This window comes from Neolewinella sp. (genome assembly GCF_965214665.1).
GTDB lineage: Bacteria > Bacteroidota > Bacteroidia > Chitinophagales > Saprospiraceae > Neolewinella.
On record NZ_OZ243970.1, the window covers coordinates 3,673,183 to 3,697,718 of the forward strand.

The 24,536-nt window shown below is 59.7% G+C and carries 19 protein-coding genes; 9 read left to right on the forward strand and 10 right to left on the reverse strand.

Going from position 1 to position 24,536, the window contains the following annotated elements:
- Nucleotides 1-62: 62 nt before the first annotated feature.
- Nucleotides 63-1,055, reverse strand: coding sequence for an AAA family ATPase (locus ACOOHD_RS15735; RefSeq protein ID WP_420458832.1), 993 nt, complete (start codon nucleotides 1,053-1,055; stop codon nucleotides 63-65).
- Between the two features lie 242 nt (nucleotides 1,056-1,297).
- Here ACOOHD_RS15735 and thiL point away from each other — a divergent pair, with 242 nt between their 5' ends.
- Nucleotides 1,298-2,323 (forward strand): thiamine-phosphate kinase, encoded by a 1,026-nt coding sequence (gene thiL, locus ACOOHD_RS15740; protein WP_420458833.1) that lies wholly within the window; start codon nucleotides 1,298-1,300, stop codon nucleotides 2,321-2,323.
- 19 nt (nucleotides 2,324-2,342) lie between these two features.
- Here the strand turns inward: thiL and ACOOHD_RS15745 are convergent, their stop codons facing one another.
- Nucleotides 2,343-2,942 (reverse strand): Uma2 family endonuclease, encoded by a 600-nt coding sequence (locus tag ACOOHD_RS15745; protein ID WP_420458834.1) that lies wholly within the window; start codon nucleotides 2,940-2,942, stop codon nucleotides 2,343-2,345.
- 39 nt (nucleotides 2,943-2,981) lie between these two features.
- A complete protein-coding gene (locus ACOOHD_RS15750; protein ID WP_420458835.1) occupies nucleotides 2,982-4,250 on the reverse strand; it encodes an adenylosuccinate synthase in 1,269 nt (422 codons plus the stop codon).
- Between the two features lie 143 nt (nucleotides 4,251-4,393).
- Here ACOOHD_RS15750 and ACOOHD_RS15755 point away from each other — a divergent pair, with 143 nt between their 5' ends.
- A complete protein-coding gene (locus ACOOHD_RS15755; RefSeq protein WP_420458836.1) occupies nucleotides 4,394-5,188 on the forward strand; it encodes a DUF1206 domain-containing protein in 795 nt (264 codons plus the stop codon).
- On the opposite strand, the gene ACOOHD_RS15760 is transcribed toward ACOOHD_RS15755, so the two are convergent.
- The 4 genes from ACOOHD_RS15760 to ACOOHD_RS15775 all read right to left on the reverse strand — a co-directional run bounded on the left by ACOOHD_RS15760 (nucleotide 5,185) and on the right by ACOOHD_RS15775 (nucleotide 12,675).
- Nucleotides 5,185-5,739, reverse strand: coding sequence for a GNAT family N-acetyltransferase (locus ACOOHD_RS15760; protein ID WP_420458837.1), 555 nt, complete (start codon nucleotides 5,737-5,739; stop codon nucleotides 5,185-5,187). The two genes, ACOOHD_RS15755 and ACOOHD_RS15760, sit on opposite strands and share 4 nt — an antisense overlap.
- The gene (locus ACOOHD_RS15765) at nucleotides 5,726-6,397 is read right to left on the reverse strand and encodes an SOS response-associated peptidase (RefSeq protein WP_420458838.1); all 672 of its coding nucleotides are present in this window, start codon (nucleotides 6,395-6,397) and stop codon (nucleotides 5,726-5,728) included. Before ACOOHD_RS15765 ends, ACOOHD_RS15760 begins: the two co-directional genes overlap by 14 nt.
- A gap of 142 nt (nucleotides 6,398-6,539) precedes the next feature.
- Complete coding sequence (infB, locus tag ACOOHD_RS15770) at nucleotides 6,540-9,374, reverse strand: translation initiation factor IF-2 (protein ID WP_420458839.1); 2,835 nt, start codon at nucleotides 9,372-9,374, stop codon at nucleotides 6,540-6,542.
- Between the two features lie 268 nt (nucleotides 9,375-9,642).
- On the reverse strand, nucleotides 9,643-12,675 hold the full coding sequence (locus tag ACOOHD_RS15775) for an ELWxxDGT repeat protein (RefSeq protein ID WP_420458840.1): 3,033 nt from the start codon (nucleotides 12,673-12,675) through the stop codon (nucleotides 9,643-9,645).
- 198 nt (nucleotides 12,676-12,873) lie between these two features.
- Here ACOOHD_RS15775 and ACOOHD_RS15780 point away from each other — a divergent pair, with 198 nt between their 5' ends.
- The 4 genes from ACOOHD_RS15780 (at nucleotide 12,874) to ACOOHD_RS15795 (ending at nucleotide 20,786) form a co-directional block, all read left to right on the forward strand.
- Entirely contained in the window at nucleotides 12,874-15,852 is a 2,979-nt protein-coding gene (locus ACOOHD_RS15780; RefSeq protein WP_420458841.1) for an amidohydrolase family protein, read from the forward strand.
- An 11-nt stretch (nucleotides 15,853-15,863) separates the two neighbouring features.
- Nucleotides 15,864-17,168 carry an amidohydrolase family protein gene (locus tag ACOOHD_RS15785; RefSeq protein WP_420458842.1) on the forward strand — a complete coding sequence of 435 codons (1,305 nt, stop codon included), beginning with the start codon at nucleotides 15,864-15,866 and terminating at the stop codon, nucleotides 17,166-17,168.
- A gap of 180 nt (nucleotides 17,169-17,348) precedes the next feature.
- Entirely contained in the window at nucleotides 17,349-19,988 is a 2,640-nt protein-coding gene (locus tag ACOOHD_RS15790) for a DUF5686 and carboxypeptidase regulatory-like domain-containing protein (RefSeq protein ID WP_420458843.1), read from the forward strand.
- A 42-nt stretch (nucleotides 19,989-20,030) separates the two neighbouring features.
- Nucleotides 20,031-20,786 (forward strand): DUF4058 family protein, encoded by a 756-nt coding sequence (locus tag ACOOHD_RS15795; RefSeq protein ID WP_420458844.1) that lies wholly within the window; start codon nucleotides 20,031-20,033, stop codon nucleotides 20,784-20,786.
- A gap of 7 nt (nucleotides 20,787-20,793) precedes the next feature.
- Here the strand turns inward: ACOOHD_RS15795 and hisH are convergent, their stop codons facing one another.
- Nucleotides 20,794-21,384, reverse strand: a complete 591-nt coding sequence (gene hisH / locus ACOOHD_RS15800) for an imidazole glycerol phosphate synthase subunit HisH (protein ID WP_420458845.1) — start codon at nucleotides 21,382-21,384, stop codon at nucleotides 20,794-20,796.
- A 149-nt stretch (nucleotides 21,385-21,533) separates the two neighbouring features.
- On the opposite strand from hisH, the gene ACOOHD_RS15805 reads away from it, so the two are divergent.
- Together ACOOHD_RS15805 and ACOOHD_RS15810 are read left to right on the forward strand one after the other, a co-directional pair.
- On the forward strand, nucleotides 21,534-22,208 hold the full coding sequence (locus ACOOHD_RS15805; RefSeq protein WP_420458846.1) for a DUF433 domain-containing protein: 675 nt from the start codon (nucleotides 21,534-21,536) through the stop codon (nucleotides 22,206-22,208).
- On the forward strand, nucleotides 22,205-22,615 hold the full coding sequence (locus ACOOHD_RS15810) for a hypothetical protein (protein WP_420458847.1): 411 nt from the start codon (nucleotides 22,205-22,207) through the stop codon (nucleotides 22,613-22,615). Before ACOOHD_RS15805 ends, ACOOHD_RS15810 begins: the two co-directional genes overlap by 4 nt.
- Nucleotides 22,616-22,829: 214 nt before the next feature.
- On the opposite strand, the gene purS is transcribed toward ACOOHD_RS15810, so the two are convergent.
- Together purS and ACOOHD_RS15820 are read right to left on the reverse strand one after the other, a co-directional pair.
- The gene (gene purS / locus ACOOHD_RS15815) at nucleotides 22,830-23,081 is read right to left on the reverse strand and encodes a phosphoribosylformylglycinamidine synthase subunit PurS (RefSeq protein ID WP_420458848.1); all 252 of its coding nucleotides are present in this window, start codon (nucleotides 23,079-23,081) and stop codon (nucleotides 22,830-22,832) included.
- On the reverse strand, nucleotides 23,078-23,833 hold the full coding sequence (locus ACOOHD_RS15820) for a CDP-alcohol phosphatidyltransferase family protein (RefSeq protein ID WP_420458849.1): 756 nt from the start codon (nucleotides 23,831-23,833) through the stop codon (nucleotides 23,078-23,080). Before ACOOHD_RS15820 ends, purS begins: the two co-directional genes overlap by 4 nt.
- 64 nt (nucleotides 23,834-23,897) lie before the next feature.
- Here ACOOHD_RS15820 and ACOOHD_RS15825 point away from each other — a divergent pair, with 64 nt between their 5' ends.
- A complete protein-coding gene (locus tag ACOOHD_RS15825) occupies nucleotides 23,898-24,428 on the forward strand; it encodes a hypothetical protein (RefSeq protein ID WP_420458850.1) in 531 nt (176 codons plus the stop codon).
- Nucleotides 24,429-24,536 lie beyond the last annotated feature (108 nt).

Genomic DNA, 24,536 nt, shown 5'->3' on the forward strand with positions numbered 1-24,536 from the left:
AGCAGAGGCGTACCGCTGTCCTGCGGGAAATTCGTACGTCGTACCTGGTAGATTGTAAATTTCTACGGCACCTCCACCACATTCAGCACCCGCCCGATAATGTCCTCCTGCCGGATATTCTCCGCCTCGGCCTCGTAGGTCAGTCCGATACGGTGACGCAGCACGTCCTCACACACCGAGCGCACGTCCTCCGGGGTCACGTAGCCGCGCCGCTCGAGGAAGGCCTGCGCCTTAGCGGCCAGGGCCAGGTTGATGCTAGCGCGGGGGCTACCGCCGTAGTTGATGAGCGGCTTCAGATCAGCCAGGCGGTAGGCTTCCGGCTCGCGGGTGGCAAAGACAATGTCGATGATGTAGCGTTCGATCTTATCGTCCATGTAGACCTTACGGACCGACTCGCGGGCGTGCAGGATGTCCTCCGGCGTAGCTACCGGGTTGATGGTGGCGAAGCCGGCCCCCAGGTTGCGCTGAATGATGATACGCTCATCTTCCCGTGTGGGGTAGCCGATGTTGACCTTGAGCATGAAGCGGTCGGTCTGGGCCTCCGGCAGCGTATAGGTGCCCTCCTGGTCGATGGGATTCTGGGTGGCCAGCACGAGAAAGGGCTCCTCTAGCCGGAAGGTATCGGAGCCGATCGTTACCTGCCGTTCCTGCATGGCTTCCAGCAGCGCGGACTGCACTTTGGCGGGAGCCCGGTTGATCTCGTCGGCCAGTACGAAGTTGGCGAACACCGGTCCCTTGCGGACGCTGAAGTCGTTGAGCGTAGGATTGTAAATCATCGTACCTACGATATCGGCCGGTAGCAGGTCGGGCGTAAACTGGATGCGACTAAAGTCGGCACTAACGGTCTGGCTCAGCGTCTTGATGGCCAGTGTCTTGGCTAGTCCGGGTAAACCTTCGAGCAGGATGTGTCCCCGGCTTAGCAGCCCCAGTAGTAGCCGGTCGATCATATTTTCCTGCCCCACGATCACCTTAGCCGTCTCCTGGCGGATACGCTCCACGACTTCGCTATCTAGGCGGATTTGCTGGTTGAGTGCTTCGATGTCTACACTGGGCATGGGGTGGTACTTTTGGGGCGGGGTCGCGGGTGCAAGGTAGGCGTTGTTGGGTTTGTGCGTTGTCGAGTTGTTGCGTTTGTGGGGACGCTCTCCCGATAGCTATCGGGACTCGTCTTGGTGTTTCTGCGCACCTGCGGGCCCGCCTACCCGTTGTGCCTGTAACACCTCCGGCACCTATCACACCTCCGACGCCTCCAACGACGGCCACGCAACAACCCAACAACTCAACAATGCGATCCCTCATGACCGACGTAAACACCCTCGGCGAATTCGGCCTCATCGACCACCTCACGGAGGGCTTCGCTACGCAGCAAGATTCGACTATTCTAGGCGTGGGCGACGACGCGGCCATCATTGCTGCCGGCGACGAGCAGCTTGTAGTCAGTACCGATATGCTGGTGGAGGGCATCCATTTCGACTTCACCTACACGCCACTGAAGCACCTGGGCTATAAAGCCGTGACGGTGAATCTATCGGATATCGCGGCGATGAATGCGCGGCCGGAGCAGATTACGGTGAGTATCGCGCTGAGCAACCGCTTTTCGGTAGAGGCGCTGGACGAGCTTTATGCCGGCATTAGAGCAGCTTGTACGCACTACGGCGTGGACCTAGTGGGGGGTGATACGACCAGCTCTACCAGGGGGCTCATCATCAGCGTCACGGCCATCGGGCGGGCACCGGCGGGGCGGATCACGCGGCGAAGTGGGGCGAAGGTGGGGGATTTGATCTGCATTACCGGAAACCTGGGGGCGGCCTATCTGGGCCTACAGCTGCTGGAGCGGGAGAAGCAGGTATTCAAGGATAACCCCGACATGCAGCCCGATATGGGTGAATATGCGCCCTACCTCCTCCAGCGGCAGCTCCGGCCCGAGGCGCGCACCGATATGGTCGACCTGTTCGCGAAGGAGGGGATCGTGCCTACGGCCATGATCGACATCAGTGATGGGCTGGCCAGCGAGATTTTCCACATCTGTAAGGCTAGCGAGGTCGGGGCGGTGATCGAGGAAAGCGGCGTACCCATCCATAATGATGCCCAACTGCAGGCCCTGGAGTTCAACCTCGACCCCATTACGGCGGCGCTGAGCGGTGGGGAGGATTATGAGTTACTCTTTACCATCGACCCCCAGGACACGGAAAAGATCCGTTTCCTTCCGGATATCTATATCGCCGGTGAGATCGTCGCGCAGGAAGATGGGGTGAAGCTACATACGAAGGGTGGGAACATCCACGCTATCAAGGCGCAGGGCTGGAACCATTTCGGGGAGTAATCTGCTAGGTGTAGCTATCTTACTTCCACGCTACGGCCGGAATAAAGTCCGTCATAGCAATTTCTCCTAATACTCCGCTACGAAACGCGGTATCCGCGCTGAAATATTCGATCCGTTCGTACCCCCCCTTGTCGGTATGCCCCCGGGGGGAGGTATGCACCTCTACGCGTTTGTCGACCAGGTTGATGATCCAGTATTCAGGAATACCAAATAGACCGTAAAGCCGAGCCTTGCTTCCCTGGTCCCGTGCAAGGGTGCTGTCGGACACCTCGATGGCAAGTTTAATCTCTGCGGGGAGCGGTTTGCGATTGAAGTAGCGATCTTCGGCAGGCGCAGCGAGTATGTAGTCAGGTTCCGGGGCACTGTGCTTGGGTAGGGAAATTGGCTGCTCCTGGCGACAGGTGAATTGACGCCCGTAGCGTTCTATCATAGCATAATTCAACTCCTGCACGCAAAACGTGTGTAAATCACCAACAGCCAACTTATGTACGATTTTGCCGAACAGTAATTCTACCCGGTGCTCGGGAGTAAGAATCCCTTCGTCTACCATGCGCTCGTACTGCTCCAGCGTCCAGTCGGTCTGGTGCAGCAATAGTTCGGGCTCCACGGGCACGGTCATGAGATAAAGATAGGGAGTTTGTTTGAGAGGCAGTTGAAGCTACCGCACCACTAGCTCCTCCCGGTCTGGACCGGTACTCACCATGCTTACGCGTACCCCTAGTTTATCTTCCAGGTACTTGACGTAGCTGATGCAGGCAGCGGGCAGTTCACTCTCCTCCTTCACGCCGCTCAGGTCGCTGTTCCATCCCTCGACGTCCGTGTATACCGCCGCGTAATTCTCGTGCACCAGGTCGAAGGGCAGCTCGTGCGTCACCTCCCCCTCTACCCGGTAGGCATCGGCTGCCTTGATGGTCTCGAATTTGTTGAGCACGTCCACCTTGGTGACCACGAGCTGGGTGACCCCACTGAGCATGATGGTGTATCGTAGCTGCACCAGGTCGATCCACCCGCAGCGGCGCGGCCGGCCCGTGGTGGCGCCGAACTCAGCGCCTTCTTTGCGCAGAAACTCGCCGGTAGCATCGTTGAGCTCGGTGGGAAACGGTCCGGCCCCCACCCGCGTGCAGTAGGCCTTAGTAATGCCGATGACCTCACCGATCTGCTGGGGCGCTACGCCGAGGCCCGTACATACCCCCGCCGTGATCGTATTGGAGGAGGTCACGTAGGGGTAGGTGCCGAAGTCGATATCGAGCATGCTACCCTGCGCCCCCTCCGCCAGCACCTTTTTGCCCTCCTTAAGCGCACCGTTGATGTAGTATTCGCCATCGACGAAGGGAAGGGCCTTGAGCCGCTCTATAGCTGCGAACCAGGCCCGTTCCTCGCCCGCCAGGTCGAACTCGATGTAGGGGTACAGGCCCACCAGCTGTAGGTGTTTTTCCCTGAGCCGCTCGTACCGTTCCTGGAAGTCGGGGGCGGTGAGGTTGCCAACGCGCATACCGTTACGGCCGGTCTTGTCCATGTAGGTGGGTCCGATGCCCTTGAGGGTGGAGCCGATCTTGCGTTCCCCCTTGGCGTGCTCGCGGGCGGCGTCGAGTAGGCGGTGGGTGGGTAGGATCATGTGGGCCTTGCGGGCTACGAAGAGCCGGTCGCGGTAGTCGATACCGGCCGCGTCGAGCGCATCGAGCTCTTTGCTTAGCGTAATGGGGTCGATGACCACTCCGTTGCCGATCAGGTTGAGCTGCTCGCGGCGGAAGATGCCGGATGGGATGGTGTGGAGCACGAACTTCTTGCCGTCGAAGATGAGCGTATGACCGGCGTTAGGGCCCCCCTGGAAGCGGGCAATGATATCGTACTGGGGGGCGAGTACGTCTACGATCTTACCCTTGCCCTCGTCACCCCACTGGAGTCCTAAAAGTACATCTACGGCCATAAGTCCATCCGGTTTCGGGCGAAGGTACTCTGTTTGGGCGGAGTCCCTGGGTAGCCCCTCCACGGAGGCTGCACCGGCGGCCCCGCCCCCTACTCCTGCGAACAATGTGATTGCGGAAGGCCATATAGAATAAACTCAACCCCATGGCATTAAGCAATTCTACCGAGAATAAACTCTTCATCACCGGCTATACGGCTAAGGGCATCGTATATAGCCTCATCGGCATCTTTGCCATCGCCGGGGTGGTCGGTGGGGCCGGGCAGTCGGGTGGCGGCCCTAAGGCGGTCATCACCTGGATCGGAACCAACCCCTTCGGACAGGTGCTGCTGTTCCTGATCGGTGTAGGCTTGCTGGCCTACTGTAGCTGGCGCTGGTACACCGCGGTACAGGATAAGAAGAATGAGGGCAGGGATAAGGAAGGCGTCGTCAAGCGGATCGCCTACGCGGTCAGCGGGACGGCCTACGGTATACTGAGCGCCCACGCCTTTAAACTAGCCTTCAGTGGTGGCGGTGGCGGTGGTGGACAGAGTAAGCAGGACATCATCGCCCGAATTCTCAGCAACAGCTGGGGCCCCTACGTAATCGGTGCCATTGCCGTCATCATGGCCGGGGTAGCAATTTATCAGCTCTACCGGGCGCTGAAGGACAAGCACATGGAGGGCATCGAGGGGCAGCAACTGAGTCACGACCAACGCGAGCTGTTTGACAAGGCCGGTGAGGTAGGCCTGACGGCGCGTTTCGTGGTCTACGGGATCATTGCCTACTCGCTATTTCGTGCGGCTACCCTCGACGATGCCAGCCAGTTCCGGGGTATTGGGGAGTCGCTGTCCTACATCGAAAACCAGTCGTACGGTGCGGCCCTGCTTTCCATCGTCGGGCTGGGGCTACTGGCCTACGGCCTGTTTATGTTCGTGCGGGCGCGGTACGAGCGGGTCTAGAGCGTCTTCTCCATACGCCAATCCTCCATCAAAAAGCCATTACCGATATCCGTGTCAAAGCGTTCGAGCTTGGCGAAGCCGAGGTGCACGTAGAAGTCGACGGCTCTGTTTTGGTAGTTGACATCGAGGCGTAGCCGCTCCTGACCGGCCCGGCGGGCCACGTGCTCGACGTGCTCAACTAGTAAGCGACCGAAACCCCTCCCCTGGGTGCCGGGTAGCAGGTACAGCTTGTGAATTTTAGTAGTACCGGGTAGGTACTCGGATTGGTGACTCACGTAACCCACCGGGCGGTAGCGGGTAGCCGACTGGCCGCTGTAGTCATCATTGGTGGCTGTGTCGGCATTTAACAGGAGATGAAACACATGCCCCTGCTCAACCTGCTCCGCCAGTGCGGCCGGACTGTACATCCGCCCCAGCATGTAATCGATTTGGGTAGTGGATAAAATACCGGAAAAAGTATCCGGCCAGGTCAGCCGGGCAATGCGCTCGATGGCGGGGTGGTCGGCGGGGGTAGCGCGTACAATGCGGGGGGAGGAGCTATACCGCGGCATGCAACTCCGGCCCATTGTTGCGCACATTACCCACCTTCGCCGAGATCGGGTAGGTCTTCAGCGTCCCATCCGGCGGCGTTTCCAGCAGCGCGAGGATCTCCGGCAGCTTGGCTTGGAGGTTCAGCCACTGACTCTGCCGCTCCTCATCCAGTAGTAACATCGGCATCCGGTCGTGAATGGGGGCCATCTCCGCATTCGGCTCGCCGGTGATGACGGAGTAGGTATGCACCGTATCGCCTCCGTCCTTAGGCGTCCAGCTTTCCCAGATGCCGGCCATGACCAGTAACTGCTCGTTGCTCGGCATGATCCGAAAGGGTTGCTTGCCACCATCTTTGCGCTGCCACTCGTAGAAGCTATCCCCAATCACCAGACAGCGCCGTTCGCGGATCGGCTTACGGAAGCTGGATTTCTCCTCGATCCCCTCCCGCCGGGCGTTGATCATACGTGCTCCGATACCCAGGTCTTTGGCCCAAAAGGGCACCAGGCCCCAGCGAAACTCCGACAGCTGGTCCGGCCGGGCATCGGTGATGACCAGTCCGTTCTGCGTCGGCGCCATATTATAATTTGGCTGGAGCCCACCGGGGGGTGTAGTCAGCTCCTTCGTAAACTGCTTGCGCAACTTGGCTTCGTCAATTACCACACTGTAACGTCCACACATAGGACCGAAGGGTTAGGAAGTTAAGGGGCGAGGGAATTGCCGCCAAGACGAGCGAAGCGAGCATCCCCACGCTACCCGCGCAGCGGTCTAACCAGCCGAAGGCGTCTAACGAGCGAAGCGACGTCTACCTGCCGAAGGCAGTCTAACTCGTCTGCATCTTCTGCTTGATCTCAATGATCTCGTAGCCCTCGATCACGTCACCTTCCTTGATGTCGTTGAAGTTCTTGATGTTGAGACCGCACTCCATGCCGCTGCGGACTTCCTTGACGTCGTCTTTGAAGCGCTTAAGGCTGGCCAGCTCGCCGACCTGACCCTCCTTGAGGGGGAAGATGACGATGCCGTCGCGGATCACGCGGATTAGGGTGTTGCGGCTGATCTTACCCTCGTCAACGTAGCAGCCGGCGATGGTACCCACTTTGGAGATCTTGAACACCTCGCGGACGGAGACCTGACAGGTCGTCTTCTCCTCCTTGGTCGGCTCAAGCATGCCCTCGATGGCACTGCTGATCTCGTCGATGGCCTCGTAGATGATCGAGTAGGTTTTGATCTCTACCCCCTCACGCTCGGCGAGCTTACGGGCCGAGGAGCTGGGACGTACCTGGAAGCCAACGATGATGGCATCCGAGGCGGTAGCCAGCAGGATGTCGGAGTCGATAATCTGGCCGACGGCCTTATGGATCACGTTGACCTGTACGGTCTCCTGCGAGAGCTTGATGAGGGAGTCCGAAAGGGCTTCTACCGAACCGTCCACGTCACCCTTCACGATGAGGTTGAGCTCCTTGAAGGTACCCAGGGCAAGACGGCGACCGATCTCGTCGAGCGAGACGCGTTTGGCGGCGCGGTTGGCCTGCTCGCGGCTGATCTGGGCGCGGCGACTGGCGAGCTGACGGGCTTCCTGCTCGCTGGGCATCACCTTGAGGATTTCACCGGCCTGGGGCGCACCGTCGAGTCCGAGTAGCAGGACCGGCGAGCCGGGGCCTACCTCCTTGACGCGCTTATTGCGCTCGTTGAACATAGCGCGGACGCGGCCACTAGCCTCTCCCGCTACCAGAATATCCTGTACGCGTAGGGTACCGTGCTGGACCAGAATCTTGGTCACGTAGCCCCGGCCCTTCTCCAGCGAGGCTTCCAGTACGGTCGCTACGGCGGGGCGGTCGGGGTTGGCCTGGAGCTCGAGCATTTCGGCCTCCAGCAAGACTTTTTCCAGCAAATCTTCGATGCCGACGCCGGTCATGGCGCTGATGTCCTGCGACTGGTACTTGCCCCCCCACTCCTCGACCTGGTAGCCCATGCTGGCCAGTTCGGTCTTGATGCGGTCGGGGTTGGCGCCCGGGCGGTCGATTTTGTTGATGGCAAACACCATTGGTACCCCGGCGGCCTCCGCGTGCGAGATGGCCTCCTTGGTCTGGGGCATCACGTTGTCGTCGGCGGCGATGATGATGACGGCGATGTCGGTCACCTTGGCACCCCGTGCCCGCATGGCCGTAAAGGCCTCGTGACCCGGTGTATCCAGAAAGGTGATTTCCTTACCGTTGTCGAGTTTCACCTCGTAGGCACCGATGTGCTGGGTGATCCCACCGGCTTCCCCAGCGATGACGTTGGAGTCGCGAATGCGGTCGAGCAGCGAGGTCTTACCGTGGTCGACGTGGCCCATGACGGTCACGATCGGCGGACGGGGCGACAGGTCCTCGGGATCGTCGATGTACTCCTCTTCGTCTTCCTCGGTCTCGTCGACGCTGATGAACTCTACCTCGTGGTCGAATTCCTCGGCTACGAGCTCGATGATCTCGGCGTCCAGGCGCTGGTTGATGGATACAATCACGCCGGCATTCATACAGGCGGTGATGACCTCACCGATACCGACGTCCATCATGTTGGCCAGTTCCTGGGCCGTGACGAACTCGGTCAGCTGTAGCTTGTCGGTGGTTTGCTCGTCGCGCAGGGCCTCCTGCTTTTCGCGGATGCGGTCGCGGTTATCGCGGCGCTGCCGTTGACGCTTTTTCTTGCCGCCGCCGCCCTGGAGGCGGGCCATGGTGGCCTTGATCTTGTCCTCGATGTCCTTGGCGGATACCTCCTTGGGCTCGTCGTTACGTCCACCACCGCCGGTGCGGCCACGGTCGTTGCGCCCGCCGCCACTGCGTCCACCGCCGCCGGTTTGGGGTGGTCCGGTGGTGATTTTCTTGCGTTTGCGCTTCTTACGTCCGTCGTCGGAGGTAGACGAGCTGCCCCGCTTTTCGGGTTTTTTAATTTCGATCTTACCCAGCACCTTGAGACCGCGCAGTTTGGGCTCGGCCGTGACGTGCACGTCGGGCTTATCGGTGGCCTTTACCTCGGTAACCGGCGTGGCGGGCTCAGCCCTGGCGGTAGCCGGAGTAGGCTTAGCGGCGGGCGGCGGGGTAGGTGCCTTGGGGGCGGGTGTGGGGTCGGCTGGTGCGCGCTTCGCGGTGGGCGGCGGAGCGGGTTGTCCTTTTTTAGGAGCGGACTTGGCGGGCCGGCGCTTGTTGGCGTCCAGGTCGATCTTGCCCATCACCTTCAGGCCGGGTACCTCACGCTTACCGGCGGGGGCGGCTTCCTTAGGAGCGGCCGGGGCGGGGGTAAAGGGCGTGGTACCCGTGGTGGGTGCTGATGCGGGCGGTGGGGGTGGCGGAGTAGCCTTTGCGGCGGGCGGAGCGGGTCGCTGCACGGGCGGCGGGGCCGGCACACCGGTGGGGCGGGGCGGCGGCGGTGGGGCCGGGGTGGTGCTGCGGACGACGGGCGGGGGCGGCGCGGTGGGGCGGGTACCGAACTCCATCTTAGCGGCCTTCTGCTTATCGGAAATGGCTTTAGCAAACTCCTGGCGGAGGGCCGATTCCATCTCGCCGCTGACCGGCGCCGTGGGTTTATTATCGATATTGAAGCCCTTTCCGCTTAGGTACTCGACCAGGGTCGAGGTGGCCACGTTCAGTTCCTTCGCTACTTTAATTAGTCGTTTACTCATTCGATCTCTTAAGCACGCCATTCGTTGACCGCGGGGTGCTGCCGCGGGGCCATTTAGAACTACCCTAAAGGACCGGTTTTCCCCCATCTGCCTGACGCCGCGCTGGAGGACCACTTCCGGAACGCTATCCGAATGCGACGCAAAGATAAGCTATTTCGAGGGACAGGCCGGCAGGCTCACCGACTTTGTTCCGTATCTGGGTAAACGCCGCCGTTTCAATTTAGGTTTAAGTCCAACCAGAATAGCCTGAGTGACGCTTTGGTCCTGTTTAATGCAGGATGGTCACCCACCGCGTCAGGCTAGTACCACGACGTACATCACTCACGCGCAGGGCGTAGCTGCCCGCGGGAAGCATACTTACCGGTACGGTGTGGGTAGAAAAGCTGCCCCGGTGCGTATACACCGCCCGGCCCCCGCTAGTAAGCAGGGTGAGCTGGAGCGATCTGGCCTCCTCGGGGAGGGTCACGGTGAGCCAGTCACTCGTTGGATTCGGATAGGCGCGCACCGCCGCTAGCATCAGGTCGGTCACCCCGGTGCTGGTCGTGTCCGTTGCGGGTGCACAGGCTACACCTACGGCGTTGGGGTCCCCGTTGGTGCCTGCGTTGACCAGGGGGTCGGTTTCGTCGGCGTCATCGGCCCCCGTGTAGCCATCGTTGTCGAGGTCGGTGGGGGAGTACTTCCAGAGCTCGGAGCCTACCCGGCCGTCGTCGGCGGCGAAGTAGAGAAAGTCACGGTAAGCGTAAAGATTGTCCGGGCCGCTAGAGGCCGTGCCGGGGTTGATGTCGGCTACCAGTACGGTGCCTTCGGGAGTGCCGTCGGTCGACCAGAGCTCACGGCCGAGCTCGGGTAGATCGGCGCTGAAGTATACCAGGCTGTCGAAAACGGTAAGGTTGCGGGGATAAGAATGTCCCGGACCGGCATTCAAATCACCGAGCGGAATGGCGGGCGAGGTGAAGTTTGGCGCCGCCCATAGTTCGGAGCCCGTAGCATCGGTATGGCCGGTAAAGACGAGTGTACTACCTGAGACCACCACATCGCGAATAGAATGGAAGCGGGTGTTCTCCGTAATGCTAGAAGGTTCCACGTCAAAGCGTTCGCCCCGGGTAGAGAGAATTCGGTCGTACCCGTACATGCCCCGACTCGCTACGAAGTAGATACGGTCTTGGTGCTTGAAGATGTCAGTGGGTCTGTAAGCCATGTCCGCGCTCGCTAATTGGTAAGTACCCTCTTCCGTACCATCCGATCGCCAGAGGGTTGGTCCGAAGCCGTCATCGGCCGAGAAGTACGCAATACCGTCAATGACGGTGCGATCGCTGATGTGATACAAAGGATAAGTCTCCCAAACCTGCCGGATGTCCTTCACTAAATAAGTTCCTGCCACCGTGCCGTCCGTACGCCAGAGTTCGGGGCCCAATTCTTCAGTGCTTTCGACGAAGAGGGCGGTGCTGTCATTCAGGGGCGTAAAGCCAAAACTAGTGCTGTTGAACCCGTCGCGGCTGAAAACCTTTAGCAGGCTTAATTGACCGGAAGAGGGATCTGCAGCATACAGCGCCTGCCCAAGCCCCCTAAAAAAGCCACGTACCAGCAGGCGACCACGCACCTCACCGAGGTTAGACAGGCGGGGTGTCTTGGCCAGTGTAGTGTCTTGGGGGCTAAACTGGTGCGTTCCGGCTACCGAGCCATCCGAGCGAAAAATACGGTCGATGGCGGATCCTTCCCCCGGGGCGTCAAAGAAAAATTCGTTACCAAGAAGGACCGGAGGAGAATTGAAGGTAGATGCTTTACCGCTGGTCAAATCACTCAGCAGCACAGTGGTCGATGCACCGCCTTCGGTGCGAAACATTTCAAAGCCCGTACAGCCCGTGTTGGCCGTAAAGAATAATGTATCCTGAAAGGTGAAAAACCGATTAGGATAGGAACCGCTCTCCTCTGTCCGCACATCCTGCAAAAGCTGCGTACCCCCCGGCGTACCGTCGCTGCTGAACACTTCACGCCCGAACTCGGGACTCTCAGCCGCAAATAGCAACTGTGAGCCCAGGACGGCTAGTTGGTCAATATCGGAGGCGTCGCTACCGGGATAGATATCTTTGACCATTGCAGTACCCCGAACGGTCCCGTCCGTACGCCATAGCTCCAGTCCGGTCCCGGGCCGGTCGGCCAGGAAATAGAATACTGCATCCGTAGCGACGACTTGTCCCGAGCTGAATCCATTTACATTACGGGCCTCAATGCCGTCAAGTAACGTGAAGGTCCCGGCCTGGGTGCCGTCCGTTCTCTTTAAGGTAAACGTTTTCGTGGCGGGATTGTAAAGGCGGTAAAAAATTAGGTCGTTCGTTAACTGCAGACGCTGCAGGTAAAAAGAATCGCGGTCGATGTCGAGATCAACTAGAAGTTCTACCGACCGGTTGGTGGGATCGATCTCCCAAAGGTGGTAGCCGGTCGTACTATCCGACTGAGTGAATACCACTTTCCCCCGCCATTCACCGAATCGGCCCAGTCGACCCAGAGGCAGGGCTGAAGCCCATTCCCGCAGCGGGCGTAGTTCGGAAAATTGCCTGTCGGTAATAAATACGCCGGAACTATCGCGGCCGTAAGCCGAGACGATCACCGAGTCACCAACGGCTATCGCTCCGTAGAGCCCCGCAAATTCCGGCGGCGGGAATCGGGTAAACGTCCCCCCCCCAGCACCATCGGTCACCGTGTAGGGCACCGCTTCGCCAAATTGGTCGTCGTAGGTTATGAATAGCCGATCGCCAAGCGTATTCACCTCACTAATATACTGATCCTCGGGTAGGTCGATTAGGTGGCTCGTACCCGCTGTAGTACCATCCGTCACGTATAACTCCTCCATGTAGTCGTCGTTGAGGTGCACAAAGGCGATCCGGTCCCCAACCGCCCTAAAGTAACTCTCGCCCGCATTGGCACCGGGGGAGGGTAGCGTAACCAAGCTAGTCACCACCCGATCCCGTAAGTCCACCCGGTAGTACGTCGTCGTACCCTTGCCGTGCTGGTAGTAGTAGACGACGCCGTCAATTAGTGTAGTTGCGAAGGGGTCCAGTATGGGCCGTCCATCCAGGCCGTCCTTTAGCAGCTCCGCCTGGTCGTTCGCCTCGGTGACAACGTACAGTTGCCGCGCGCCCCCGTCCGCCAGCGCCGTAAAGACCACGAACTCGCCATCGGACTGTAGCGCTTCGGGCCTACTACCGGCATTGCTCTGATTGATGTTGGCTACAAGGACTTGCGCCTGAGCCGGTAAAAAACAAAATGTACTAAAAATCAGAAGGTAAAAGCCTAGTTTCATCCGTCGGTATGCGTGAGTGAAATGAAGTAATTACTGAGGGAGTCAGCCGCCGCCACTGGCAGCGATGACCATCCGGTAGATCAAACAGCGACTGCGTAAAACGAATTGTACCACCCCCCTCCCCTTAATACTCTTCATATTTACCGTAATTTTCCGCCCCTCACGGGCCATCCCACCCCACTAGTCGACTACCGAAGCATGACACCACGCCACTGGCTTTCATCCCTACTTACCCTCACCTTAGGTTCCCTCCTAGCCCAGACCACCTTCCCCTACAACGGCGTCTACGACCAGCGCGAGGGCTACTACGCCTTCACCGGTGCCACCGTACACGTCAGTTCGGAGCGCGTGCTAGAAAATGCCACCCTCGTCATCCGCAACGGCAAGGTGGAAAGCGTAAACGCAGGCGGGGCGGGGCCGCAGGGTGCCGTACCGGTCGAACTGAACGGCAAGCACATCTACCCCAGCTTCATCGAGGTGTACGGCAGCTACGGCATGCCCGAGGTCAAGGAAAGTCGCGGCAGCTGGAACTCGCCCCCGCAACTGGAATCGGAAACCGAGGGTGCCTACGCCTGGAACCAAGCCCTGCGGCCGGAAACGGACGCCTCCGCCCTCTTCACGATTGATACCAAGGCCGCCAAGGCCCTACGCGAGGCCGGCTTCGGCACCGTATCCACCCACCACCCCGACGGCATCAGCCGCGGCACGGCCGCCGTCGTCACCCTGGCCGAGGAGCGGGAGAATGAGGTGCTGCTGGAGCGCAACGTCGCCCACCATCTCTCCTTCGATAAGGGCTCTTCCCAGCAGAACTACCCTAACTCGCGTATGGGGGCCATCGCCCTGCTACGGCAGACCTACATCGACGCCGACTGGTACGGAGCCAAGCGCCGCGAGGAGGCCAATCTGAGCCTCGATGCCTGGGCCGAGCTACAGGACATGCCCCAGATATTCGCCGTCGATGACTGGCAGGACGCCCTGCGGGCCGATCAGGTCGGAGATGAATTCGGCAAGCAGTACATTATTAAAGGCAGCGGCGATGAGTACCAGCGCCTAGATGCCCTAAAGGAGACTGGAGCCACCTTTATCCTGCCCCTCACCTTTCCCAAGACCTACGATGTCAGCGATCCCTTCGCCGCCGACCTAATTTCTATCGCCCAGCTCCGCCACTGGGAGCGGGCCCCGGGTAACGTAGCCGCCGTTGCCGCCGCCGGCATCCCCTTCGTCATTACCGCCGACGGACTTGAAAAGCCCACCGACCTGCACGAGGCCATGCGCAAAGCCGTCAAGGCCGGCGCGGATAGCAAGGTGATCCTGGCCGCCCTTACCACCGGCCCGGCCGAACTACTCGGCATCGCCGATCGGGTGGGCACCCTGGAGGAGGGCATGCTGGCCAACTTTATCATTACTGACAAAGACCCCTTCACCGAAAAGGCCACCGTGTACCAAAACTGGGTGCAGGGCCACCCCTTCGAGCTCAAACCCATCCAGCAGGTGGACCTGGCTAGTGGCTACGATATCACCGTAGGAGGAGAAACCTTCACCGCCGAGGTGACCGGCGACCCGGGCAGTCAGAAGATGAAGGTCACCACCGCCGGCGATACCACCGCCCGCGACGTCACCTTCAGCGAGAGCGGTGGCGTAGTCACCTTCCAGTTCCGCCCCGGAGAGAAGGGCGGCTACTACCGCGTTAATGCTACCCCCGATGGGGAGGGCTACGCCGGTACCGGTCGCGACCCGGAGGGCAATCCTATTACCTTCACCGCCAAGCCCCGTGCTGCAACTGGTGCCGACGACGCGGACGACGATGAGAAAGACGACGAGGATGAGCCCACCGAATACAAAGGACGCCTCACCTACCCCAACATCGCCTACGGACTCACCGAACTGCCCCAGGCCGAGCGGGTGCTATTTCGTAACGCCACCGTCTGGACCGGCGAGGACGACGGCATCCTACAGGAAACCGACGTCCTCATCGACGGCGGTAAGATCAGCCAGGTAGGTCAGGGTCTGCCCGACCGTGGAGCAACCGTGATCGACGCTACCGGCATGCACCTCACCGCCGGCATCATCGACGAGCACAGCCACATCGCCCTACTCGACGTGAATGAGAGCAGCGAGTCCAGCACCGCCGAGGTGCGGATGCGCGACGTGGTCGATGCCGTAGACGAGAACATCTACCGCCAGCTGGCCGGGGGCGTCACCACGAGCCAGTTGCTCCACGGCTCGGCTAACCCCATCGGCGGACAGTCCGCCCTGGTCAAGTTCCGCTGGGGCGCTACGCCGGAGGAGATGCTATTCGAGGGGGCCGATCCATTCATCAAATTTGCCCTCGGCGAGAACGTGAAGCAGGCCAACTGGGGCGACGCCAACCGCGTACGCTACCCCCAGACCCGCATGGGCGTAGAACAAATCTTCGAAAATTACTTCAGCCGCGCCGAGGAATACGGTCGGGCGATGAAGGCCGGCGACGACATCCGCCGCGACCTAGAGCTGGAGACCCTGCTCGAAATCCTCAACGAGGAGCGCTTCATCACCTGCCACAGTTACCAGCAGGGCGAGATCAATATGCTCATGGAGCTGGCCGAGCGCCACGACTTCCGCGTCAATACCTTCACCCACATTCTGGAGGGCTACAAGGTGGCCGACAAGATGGCCGAGCACGGGGCGGCCGGCTCGACCTTCTCCGACTGGTGGGCCTACAAGTTCGAGGTCAACGAGGCCATCCCCTACAATGGCGCGCTGATGCACGAGCAGGGGGTGGTGACCGCCTTTAACTCCGACGACGCCGAGATGGCCCGCCGCCTCAACCAGGAAGCCGGTAAGGCCGTACTCTTCGGTGGCGTAAGCGAGGAGGAGGCCTGGAAGTTCGTCACCCTCAACCCGGCCAAAATGCTCCACATCGACGACCGCGTTGGTAGCATCAAAGCCGGTAAGGACGCCGACCTGGTGCTCTGGAACGATAACCCCCTGAGCATCTACGCCCGCGCCGAGCGCACCTACGTCGACGGCAAGGAATACTTCAACCGCGAGGACAACGAGGCCCGCCGCGCCGAACTCGAAACCGAGCGCAACGCCCTCATCCAGGCCAGTCTGAACGATAAAAACCAGGGCGGGAAAACCCAGTCGCCCCGGGGTAATAGCCGCCGCCTCCTGCACTGCGATTCTGTCAACAACTAGCCACTACCCCCATGAAGAACTATCTATCGAGCGCGCTGCTCCCGCTCTTCCTCCTGCTTTGCACCTGCCCCGATAGCTATCTGGGCGCCCAGAATCCGACGCCCGCCCCGCCGCAGACTACCCCCTTTGCCGTGACGAATGCCCGGGTGCACGTGGGCGACGGCACGGTGCTGGAAAGCGCTACCCTGCTCGTCAGCGACGGACGCATCGAAAACGTGGGGCCGAACCTGAGCGTACCGGCCGGCTACGAGACCGTGGACGCTAGCGGCATGGACGTCTACCCCGGAATGATCGCCCTGAACAGCCAGCTCGGCCTCACCGAGATCGGAGCGGTGCGCGCCACGAACGACCAGCGCGAGGTGGGTACCTTCAACCCCAATGCGCGGGCGGTGGTGGCCTTTAATACCGACTCGCAGGTGATCCCTACCGTACGCTGCCGCGGGGTGCTGCTGGCCCAGGCTACGCCAGAGGGTACTCTGGTGGGCGGCCGCAGTGCCATCATGCAGCTCGACGGCTGGAACTTCGAGGACGCTACGGTGCGGGCCGACGATGGGGTGCACATCAACTGGCCCAACCGCAATACGTACAACTGGCAAACCGGCGACCTGCTGCCGAACGAGAACTACGACGAGCAGGTACGCGAATTGGAGGCCTTCCTGGAGCAGGCCGTGGGCTACTGCGGGCGCGCCGAGGGGGAAGGGGAACGGCTCCTGAAACTGGAGGGTTTTTGCGATGCGGTGAGCGGTACGGCCCGGGCTTACCTACACGCGGATGAGGCGCGAAACATCCAGGCTGGGGTGCTACTCCTGAAGCGGATGGGGGCTAGACCGGTGGTAGTGGGCGGGTATCAGGCCCACCTCGTAGCTGATTTCCTGAAGCGGGAGGACGTACCGGTGATCCTGGGTAGTACCCAGGCCCTGCCGGCCGCCCAGGACTCGCCCGTCGATGAGCCCTACCATAATCCGGCCCTGCTGGCCGAGGCCGGGGTAGACTTCGCCATCAGCCACGAGGGCTACTGGCAGCAGCGCAACCTGCCCTTCGTGGCCGGTCAGGCGGTCGCCTTCGGGTTGCCGTACGAAAAGGCGGTGGAAGCCGTGACCCTAGCTGCGGCCAAGATTGTGGGTATAGATGAAGAATACGGAAGCATCGCTACTGGAAAATCCGCTACCTTTGTGATTGTTGATGGTGATCTGCTCGATATGCGCCGCTCGAATGTGGAAAAAGCGTACATCGACGGGCGCGACATCAACCTAGATAACAAGCAGGCGGAGCTGTACCGCAAGTTTCGCGAGAAGTACAGCCGGCAGAGCCGCTAAGACCTACCTTTTTCCCAGCAATTTTAGTTTTCATGGTCCGCCTTCCCCTTCCGGGATCGCGGGCCATGCTTGTTTTAGGGGCATTGGTCTGCCGTAGCCAAGCATCGGTATAAAGTGGTGTTAAAGCAGAGGGGTGGGTGAGCCGGAGCGCCTACTTTCGTAGGATACTAACTACTAGTCATGACTACTGCCGCCCGCTTACTCTGTTTTTCCTTGCTGTTCTTGTCCTTTGCCGGCGGTGCGCAGGTGCTAAGTGGGCGGGTGACGGATGAGTCCACCGGCGAGGTACTTCCCTACGCCTCAATCTACCTGCAGCAGACCGGCACCGGGGCCACCACTAACATTGAAGGGCGTTATGAGCTGCGGCTACGGCCGGGAGATAATACGCTGGTATTCCAGTTCCTGGGCTACCAGACGCAGGTGGTACAGGTGAGCAGCGGCCGCGGCTCGCTCGACGTACAGCTACGGCCCGAGGCACTAGACCTGGAGCAGGTAGAGGTACTCAGCGGCGGGGAGGACCTAAGCTACAGCGTGATCCGCCGTGCCATTGCCAAGGCCGATTACCACCGCAACCAGCTGGATAGCTACTCGGCCGACGTATACCTAAAGGGGAAGGGCAAGGTGGACAAGATCCCGAAGCTCTTCCAGAAACTTGTGCCGAAGGAGGACCGGGAGGAGGTCACGGAGATCATTGGCAAGAGCTTCACTAGCGAAACCACCAGCAAGATCACCTACACCCGCCCGAATACCTTTCGGGAGGAGGTCGTGAGCCGCTACGTGGTGGGGGAGGAGAACTTCTCGGTCAGTGGCTATGTCTTTTCCAGCTTTTACCAGCCGGAGGTAGCCGAGGTGGTGAGTCCGCTCTCGCCGAAGAGCTTCGCGTACTACAAATTCGCCCATGAGGGGGTGTTTGTCGACCAGGGAAAATTGATCAATAAGATAAAGGTCATCCCGCGCAGCCCGGGTGAGGACGTCTTCGAGGGTTACGTGTATATCGTGCAGGACGACTGGTCGCTCCACAGCCTCGACTTGCGTACCTACCGCCTAGGCTTCACCGTGGATGTAAAGATCAACTACAACGAGATAGAACCCCACATCTGGTTACCGACCACCACCATCATCGAGGGCTTTGGGGGTATCGTGGGCGTAAAGATCAGTGCCAGTTACATCGCCTCGACCAGCAACTACGAGATCACCCTCAACCCTGACCTCGGCGGCTACGTCGAGGTGATCGACGAAAAGACCCAGCCCGAGGTGGCCGCCGCGGCCCGCCAGGAAAACCGGGTGGCCGGCTACGAGAATACCCTGCAGGAGGGGGGCGAGCTCACCCGTAAGGAACTCCGCAAACTGATGCAGTCGTACGAGCAGGAGGAACGGGAGCAGTCCGATGAGCCGGAGGTAGTAGCCGATTACACCTTCCTCGACGATAGCGTGAAGACCGTGCGCGACTCCGCCGCCTGGGAGGCTATCCGCCCCATCCCGCTGACCACCGAGGAGATTAGGGGCTATAAGTACCAGGACAGCATCGCCACCGTCAACCGCCTCGACTCCATCGCCGAGGCCCGGGGGGAGAAGCCGAGTAGTGGAAAGAATAAGAACCGCAAGTCGCTACCCTCCTTTCTACGCTTCGATGTAGACCCCGATCTGCAGTTCAATCCCGTGGAGGGCTACGCCGTGGGGGCTCAGCTTACGAAGTCGCTCCGCTTCACGGTACAGGAGGAGGGCGATACCAGCAGCCACCAGCAGAAGTTTGGTGAGCTTAGTCTGCGCAGCCGCTACGGCTTCGCCTGGAAGCGCGCCAGCTGGGAAGTGGGCTACACCAACTGGACGAACGATAGGGCGAAGGGCCGCTACTACATCCGCGGCGGGCGCTACCTGCGGCAGTTCGACGATAGTCCGGCCATCGACCCTATCCTCAACAGTTTCACTGCATTGATCTGGGGCGACAGCTACACCCGCCTGTACGAGCGGGCCTACGCCACCCTGGGCTACCGCAAGCGCTTCAGCGATGCCTTCAAGCTCAGCGGCACGGTGACCTACGAGGACCGCCGCACCGTGACCAATCAAACGGACCACCGCTGGGGCGGCCCGGACGAGTTCGCCTACGCGCCCAATGCACCGCTCAACGCGGAGCGCGGGGTGGTGGATGAAGTACAGAATGCCGCCCTGGTGGAGATCCTGGCCGCCTACCGCCCGGGGCTCAAGTACTATATCCGCAACGGCAATAAACGGGTCATTGATGATTCGGCCCCCGTGCTGGGGCTGCGGGTCAAGACAGGCCTCCCCTCCATCGGCAGTAGTACCTCTGACTTCACACTCGTAGAGGGCAGCTACCGCCACCGCTTCGAGGCCGGCCGCAAGGGCGACATTAACCTGCTGCTGCGGGCCGGTGCCTTTCTCAATAATGCCTACGTCGACTTTCCCGACTTCCAGCACTTCGCTACCTCCGAGATCCTGCTGACCCGCCTCGACCCCATCGGCAGTTACCGCCTGCTGCCCTACTACCTCAATAGCACCGGCGAGGAGTACGCCGAGGCCTACGTGCACTACCAGTTCCGTAAGCTACTGCTCACCAATATCCGAAAGCTCCACCTCATCGGCCTCAAGGAGGACCTATTCGTGAACTACCTCTACACCCCCACCTCCGATCACTACACCGAGCTGGGCTATTCCCTGGATAACATCCTGCGGGTGCTGCGGCTGGAGTTCGTGACCAGCTTCCGGGATGGGGCCTATGATGACTTTGGGGTGCGGCTGAGTTTCACGACTACTTTTGGTGGGGGGAATGATAGTGGGGAGACTGAGCTTACGGAGTTTTAATTGACTTACCTTAGAGTCAGCTAAAATCAAAACGCCCAGGTCATGAAGAACAGTCCCTTCCCCGGTATGGACCCCTTCATCGAAGGGTATGGTTGGGGCTCGTTTCACCTCAACTTCATTGCCGGCACCATGCGAAACTTGGCACCTCGTCTGCCCGAGCGGTATACGATCGCCGCAGAAATGGGGATCATCGCAAGAGATCTACTTGAAGGAGAGGATCGGTTTTACCGGCCGGATGTCAGTATCGCAGAAGGTTCAGCAAAACCCTCTTACACCACGACAGACGTAGCGGCCATCAACGCACCTACCGTATATGCTTCGTTAAGTAACACACGCCAACGTACACTCACCATCCGCACCGTAGATAAAGCGGAACTAGTAACCGCCGTAGAAGTACTCTCCCCCGTCAACAAACAGGGAACGGGACTAGCGGCTTACCGGCGCAAGCGCCAGGAACTGATTCGCAACGAGGTCAATCTGGTGGAGATCGATCTGCTGCGTGGGGGCACTCCCCCATTCCTGGCGGAAGACTGGCCGAGGGGAACGTACCGCATCCAGGCGGTAGAGGCTATACCGGATATGGTAGGTTTCTGGGCAGTGGGCCTCGATGAGGCGCTGCCGACTATTGGCGTCCCTTTATTATCTCAGGATGGGATGCTACCGCTCGATCTACAGGCGGTATTCACGGAAGTCTACCGTTTTGGGCTATACGACCGCTCAATACACTACACAATTGAAAAGCTAAAGCCGAGTCCAACAACGGAAGAGCTACCGATCATCGAACGCTACCTAAGCTAGCAGCTAACTAAACCGCCAAAAAATCCCGAATAATCCGCTCCCCCACCAGCGCCGACTTCTCCGGGTGAAACTGGGCGGCGTAGAAATTATCGCGGTGCATCATGGCGGCAAAGTCGGTGCCGCAGTAGGTGGTGGTCGCTACGGTATCCGGCCCCGCCTCCACGTAGTAGCTGTGCACGTAGTAGCAGTAGCCGCCGTCTACCTCGCCACTCACCCAGTCATTGCCGCGCTGTAGGCGCACGTCATTCCAGCCCATGTGCGGCACCTTTTCCCCGTTTACCGGCCGGAATTGCTTGACCCGCTCGGGGAAGACGCCCAGGCAGGGCACGTCTCCCTCTTCGGAGTGGCTACACAGCAGTTGCATGCCCACGCATACCCCAAAGACGGGTTGGGTGAGGGAGCGGATCACGTCGGCCAGTCCGGTGGCATTGAGGTGCGCCATCGTCGAGGCCGCGGCCCCTACGCCGGGGAAGATGACCTTCTCGGCGGCGCGGATCTTGTCGTGGTCGGCCGTGAGCTCGTGCGCGACGCCGATACGTTCCAGGGCGTAGAGGACGGAGCGGATGTTGCCGGCGTTGTAGTTGATGATGGCTACCATGAGGTGAAGGTAGGGCGGGAGATGAAGGTCGAGGCTTTGTAGGCCGAGGTGTGGGGTTTTGGCGGGGGCGCGGGTGCGGCGGGAGTTGAAGCAAGCAAGACACACCCACTCGCTCCGAAAAACGTTTACTTTGTGACGCACAACACGAGATGAACTTCGAGAACGAACCAACTATCGGTCAGGGAATCTATACGCCACGCGACATTGCGGATATCTTACGGTTGCCCTATGAGCAGGTACACCGCTGGATCAACGTATACTGGGATGGGAAGCTGGGACAAGAATATAAGCACTCTTACTCCTGGCGCACCGATGGGTCACAGGCGGTAAGCTTTCATACGCTGGTCGAGTTTTACCTGATGATGTTATTTGGGGAGGCCGGAGTACCCCCACGAAAAGTGATGAAGGCCCACCTACGGCTTGGTGAGTTGTACGGTACTCCTTTTCCCTTTGCGAAGGGAGAGGTTTTAGAAAATATCCGAACGGATGAAAAACACATTTACTTCCAGCTACCCGAAGGAGAAATAATAAGTCTTGACGGATCGGATCAGTTGAATCTAGACTTCATTCGTTTATTTTTTCAGCGACTGGACTTCGACGCGAACGACTTAGCAAATAAGTTCTGGCCGATGGGGAAGGATAAGACAATTGTCGTCGATCCTAACCGTAAATTCGGTCATCCACTTATTGGAGACCGGAATATTTACCCAGAAACACTTTACGGTCACTTTCAAGCTGGAGATCCTATACCTTACATAGCTTACGTCTATAAAATTGAAGCACAGGAAGTGGTAGACGCCCTTGAATTCTGTCGGGCTGCATGACAATTTTTGTAGACGAGAATATACCCGAGCACGTCGCAGAAAGCTTTAACATTCTGCAGATTCCAGAGGGCCTGAAGAGCGGTTACCCCATAGTGGTGAAATATACCCCCACCGTATTCGGTCGGGGCGCGAAGGACGTGGAATGGATTCCTGGGCTTGGGAAGGAGGCCTACGTCATCACTCAGGATGTAAGCATAAGTCTCCGCAAACATGAGCAAGAACTCTACCGGAAGCACGGCATCGGTATGTTCTATCTGCGTGGATCTTCGAGAAAGCAGGGGCTTTCCGTCTGGGAGATGGTGCAGGCACTGGCCAAGAACTGGCCGACAATCAGCCGTCTTACCCACGAAGAACGTAGACCTTTCGAATATCAAATAACACTATCTCGAGGAATCAAGCGCCTCTAGTGGGAATCACCTATTCCCTGACCCTTCAAACGCCATCCCTCCCACATTGAATCCACCCCCCACCACCGCCTAGTCGTGCGATCCAGCGTGCGGTAGGGCGCCATGTCCACGTTGAGCGCAGGTAAAGTAATAAATCACCACTCCAGCAAGCGTGATCGCTGCGTGCGGAGTTGGACGCCCTTCCTATTCGCTTTGCACCTGCGGCCCCGCCCGCCTAGCCCTCCTCAATAACAAAATCATACCCCTCCATGATCACGTTCGCCAGCAGCTTGGAGCAGGCTAGCTCGACTGTATCGTGGGCCTCCTGCTCGCTACCAGCCTCGAGGGTCATGGTCACATGCTTGCCGATGCGCACGTCGGAGACGCCCTGGATGCCGAGGTTGGGGAGGTTCTTGACGACGACTTTTCCCTGGGGGTCGAGGAGTTCGGCCTTGGGCATGATGTTGATGTGGGCGAGGTAGGTCATACGGTGGAGTGGGAACGGGGCGGGGAGACGAGATTGAGCAGCAGATAGACCAGCACGATGAAGGGAAAGGCTGAGGTCCACAGCAGCAAGAACAGCACGATGGCGGCGGCGGCAAAGATATACCGCGTCTCATTGCCCGCCCAGCCGAAACCCTTTAGTTTGAAGCTGAACATGGGGTGCTCGCTGACCAGCAGGTAGGAGAAAAGTAGGATGGAGGGATAAAGGACTAAGGGACTGAGGACATACGGGGCCCAGGCTTCGTTCGTGGCTACGATCAGCATGAGGCCAGTGGCGTAGACGGTGCTGGTCGGAGTGGCTACGCCCAGGAAATTATCGGTTTGGCGGGTGTCAAGGTTAAATTTAGCTAGGCGCAGGGCACTGAACAGGGCAAGCAGCAGGGCGGGGGCGGCGTACCACGACCAGGTGACGGTGAAGGGGGCCAGTGGGGCATATGCATCAGGATCGGGCGGGGCCGCAGGTGCCAAGAAATTCGCGGAAAGCAGGAGCACGTAGTAGATCACCGCCGGCACGACCCCGAAGCTCACCATATCAGCCAGGCTATCCAGTTCCTTGCCGTGCTCGCTGCTGACGTTAAGGGCGCGGGCCACGAGCCCATCCGCAAAGTCGAACCAGCCGGCCGCGAAAAGGAACCAGAAGGCGGGGATAAAACGGAGGTCGAGGATGCAGATCAGCGCCGCGCAGCCGCAGAACAGGTTGAGCAGAGTGACGAAATTAGGGATCCAGGCTTTCACGGGGGGACAAGGTAAGTTTTCACCCCCGGAGCGCGTTAGTATACCGCTTCTAACCACCTACACCATGCGCTACCTGCTGGCCTGCCTGGGCCTCAGTCTCTTCTACGCCTGCCCCAGCAGCAGTACCGGCGAGCGGCTCTTCGACATCACCTACGAGCCCATCGAGTTCATCGTGCCGGCCGGACAGGTGGCCCCGCAGCTCTTCGTCGTCTCTCAGGCCAGCATGGCTACCCGCTTCCTACCTACCCTCGACGCCAGCGACTTTACGGCCGACGACGTAGACCAGGTCGGTGGTATCCGCGCCCGCATCGTAAGTCTTTCCGGGGAGGACTTCCGCGAGATCCGCCGCGTAGAGCTGCGCGTGTGCCCCAGCAGCGAGCCGCAGTGTACCCTGGCCGATATCATGTTCAGCGTGGACCACGACGGCCGCCGCCAGCAGGTGATCAACCTCAACCCCGGACTGCGCAACTTCCGCAACCTCTACCTGGAGCAGGAGGCGGTGCGCATGGAGCTGGTCTTTCACCCCCTGGGCATCACCTCGCAGAATATTGAGACTCGGCTGGAGTGGACTATTGGGGCGGTTGGTGGATTGTAGCGGTTCGTGGCTTCTAGCCGCGGCCTGCTATCAGTGGAGAACCGCGGCTGGAAGCCACGACCCATCGAACCGCGGCTAGAAGCCACGACCCATCGAACCGCAGCTAGG

Excerpts from the sequence above, each read along its gene's own strand:
- ACOOHD_RS15755 (WP_420458836.1), top strand. The coding sequence starts at position 4,394 with ATGGCATTAAGCAATTCTACCGAGAATAAACTCTTCATCACCGGCTAT.
- ACOOHD_RS15790 (WP_420458843.1), top strand. The coding sequence starts at position 17,349 with ATGACTACTGCCGCCCGCTTACTCTGTTTTTCCTTGCTGTTCTTGTCC.
- purS (WP_420458848.1), bottom strand. The coding sequence starts at position 23,081 with ATGACCTACCTCGCCCACATCAACATCATGCCCAAGGCCGAACTCCTC.
- ACOOHD_RS15805 (WP_420458846.1), top strand. The coding sequence starts at position 21,534 with ATGAACTTCGAGAACGAACCAACTATCGGTCAGGGAATCTATACGCCA.
- ACOOHD_RS15760 (WP_420458837.1), bottom strand. The coding sequence starts at position 5,739 with ATGCCGCGGTATAGCTCCTCCCCCCGCATTGTACGCGCTACCCCCGCC.
- ACOOHD_RS15745 (WP_420458834.1), bottom strand. The coding sequence starts at position 2,942 with ATGACCGTGCCCGTGGAGCCCGAACTATTGCTGCACCAGACCGACTGG.
- thiL (WP_420458833.1), top strand. The coding sequence starts at position 1,298 with ATGACCGACGTAAACACCCTCGGCGAATTCGGCCTCATCGACCACCTC.
- ACOOHD_RS15795 (WP_420458844.1), top strand. The coding sequence starts at position 20,031 with ATGAAGAACAGTCCCTTCCCCGGTATGGACCCCTTCATCGAAGGGTAT.
- ACOOHD_RS15735 (WP_420458832.1), bottom strand. The coding sequence starts at position 1,055 with ATGCCCAGTGTAGACATCGAAGCACTCAACCAGCAAATCCGCCTAGAT.
- ACOOHD_RS15825 (WP_420458850.1), top strand. The coding sequence starts at position 23,898 with ATGCGCTACCTGCTGGCCTGCCTGGGCCTCAGTCTCTTCTACGCCTGC.
- ACOOHD_RS15765 (WP_420458838.1), bottom strand. The coding sequence starts at position 6,397 with ATGTGTGGACGTTACAGTGTGGTAATTGACGAAGCCAAGTTGCGCAAG.
- ACOOHD_RS15785 (WP_420458842.1), top strand. The coding sequence starts at position 15,864 with ATGAAGAACTATCTATCGAGCGCGCTGCTCCCGCTCTTCCTCCTGCTT.
- ACOOHD_RS15775 (WP_420458840.1), bottom strand. The coding sequence starts at position 12,675 with ATGAAACTAGGCTTTTACCTTCTGATTTTTAGTACATTTTGTTTTTTA.
- ACOOHD_RS15780 (WP_420458841.1), top strand. The coding sequence starts at position 12,874 with ATGACACCACGCCACTGGCTTTCATCCCTACTTACCCTCACCTTAGGT.
- ACOOHD_RS15750 (WP_420458835.1), bottom strand. The coding sequence starts at position 4,250 with ATGGCCGTAGATGTACTTTTAGGACTCCAGTGGGGTGACGAGGGCAAG.
- ACOOHD_RS15810 (WP_420458847.1), top strand. The coding sequence starts at position 22,205 with ATGACAATTTTTGTAGACGAGAATATACCCGAGCACGTCGCAGAAAGC.
- infB (WP_420458839.1), bottom strand. The coding sequence starts at position 9,374 with ATGAGTAAACGACTAATTAAAGTAGCGAAGGAACTGAACGTGGCCACC.
- hisH (WP_420458845.1), bottom strand. The coding sequence starts at position 21,384 with ATGGTAGCCATCATCAACTACAACGCCGGCAACATCCGCTCCGTCCTC.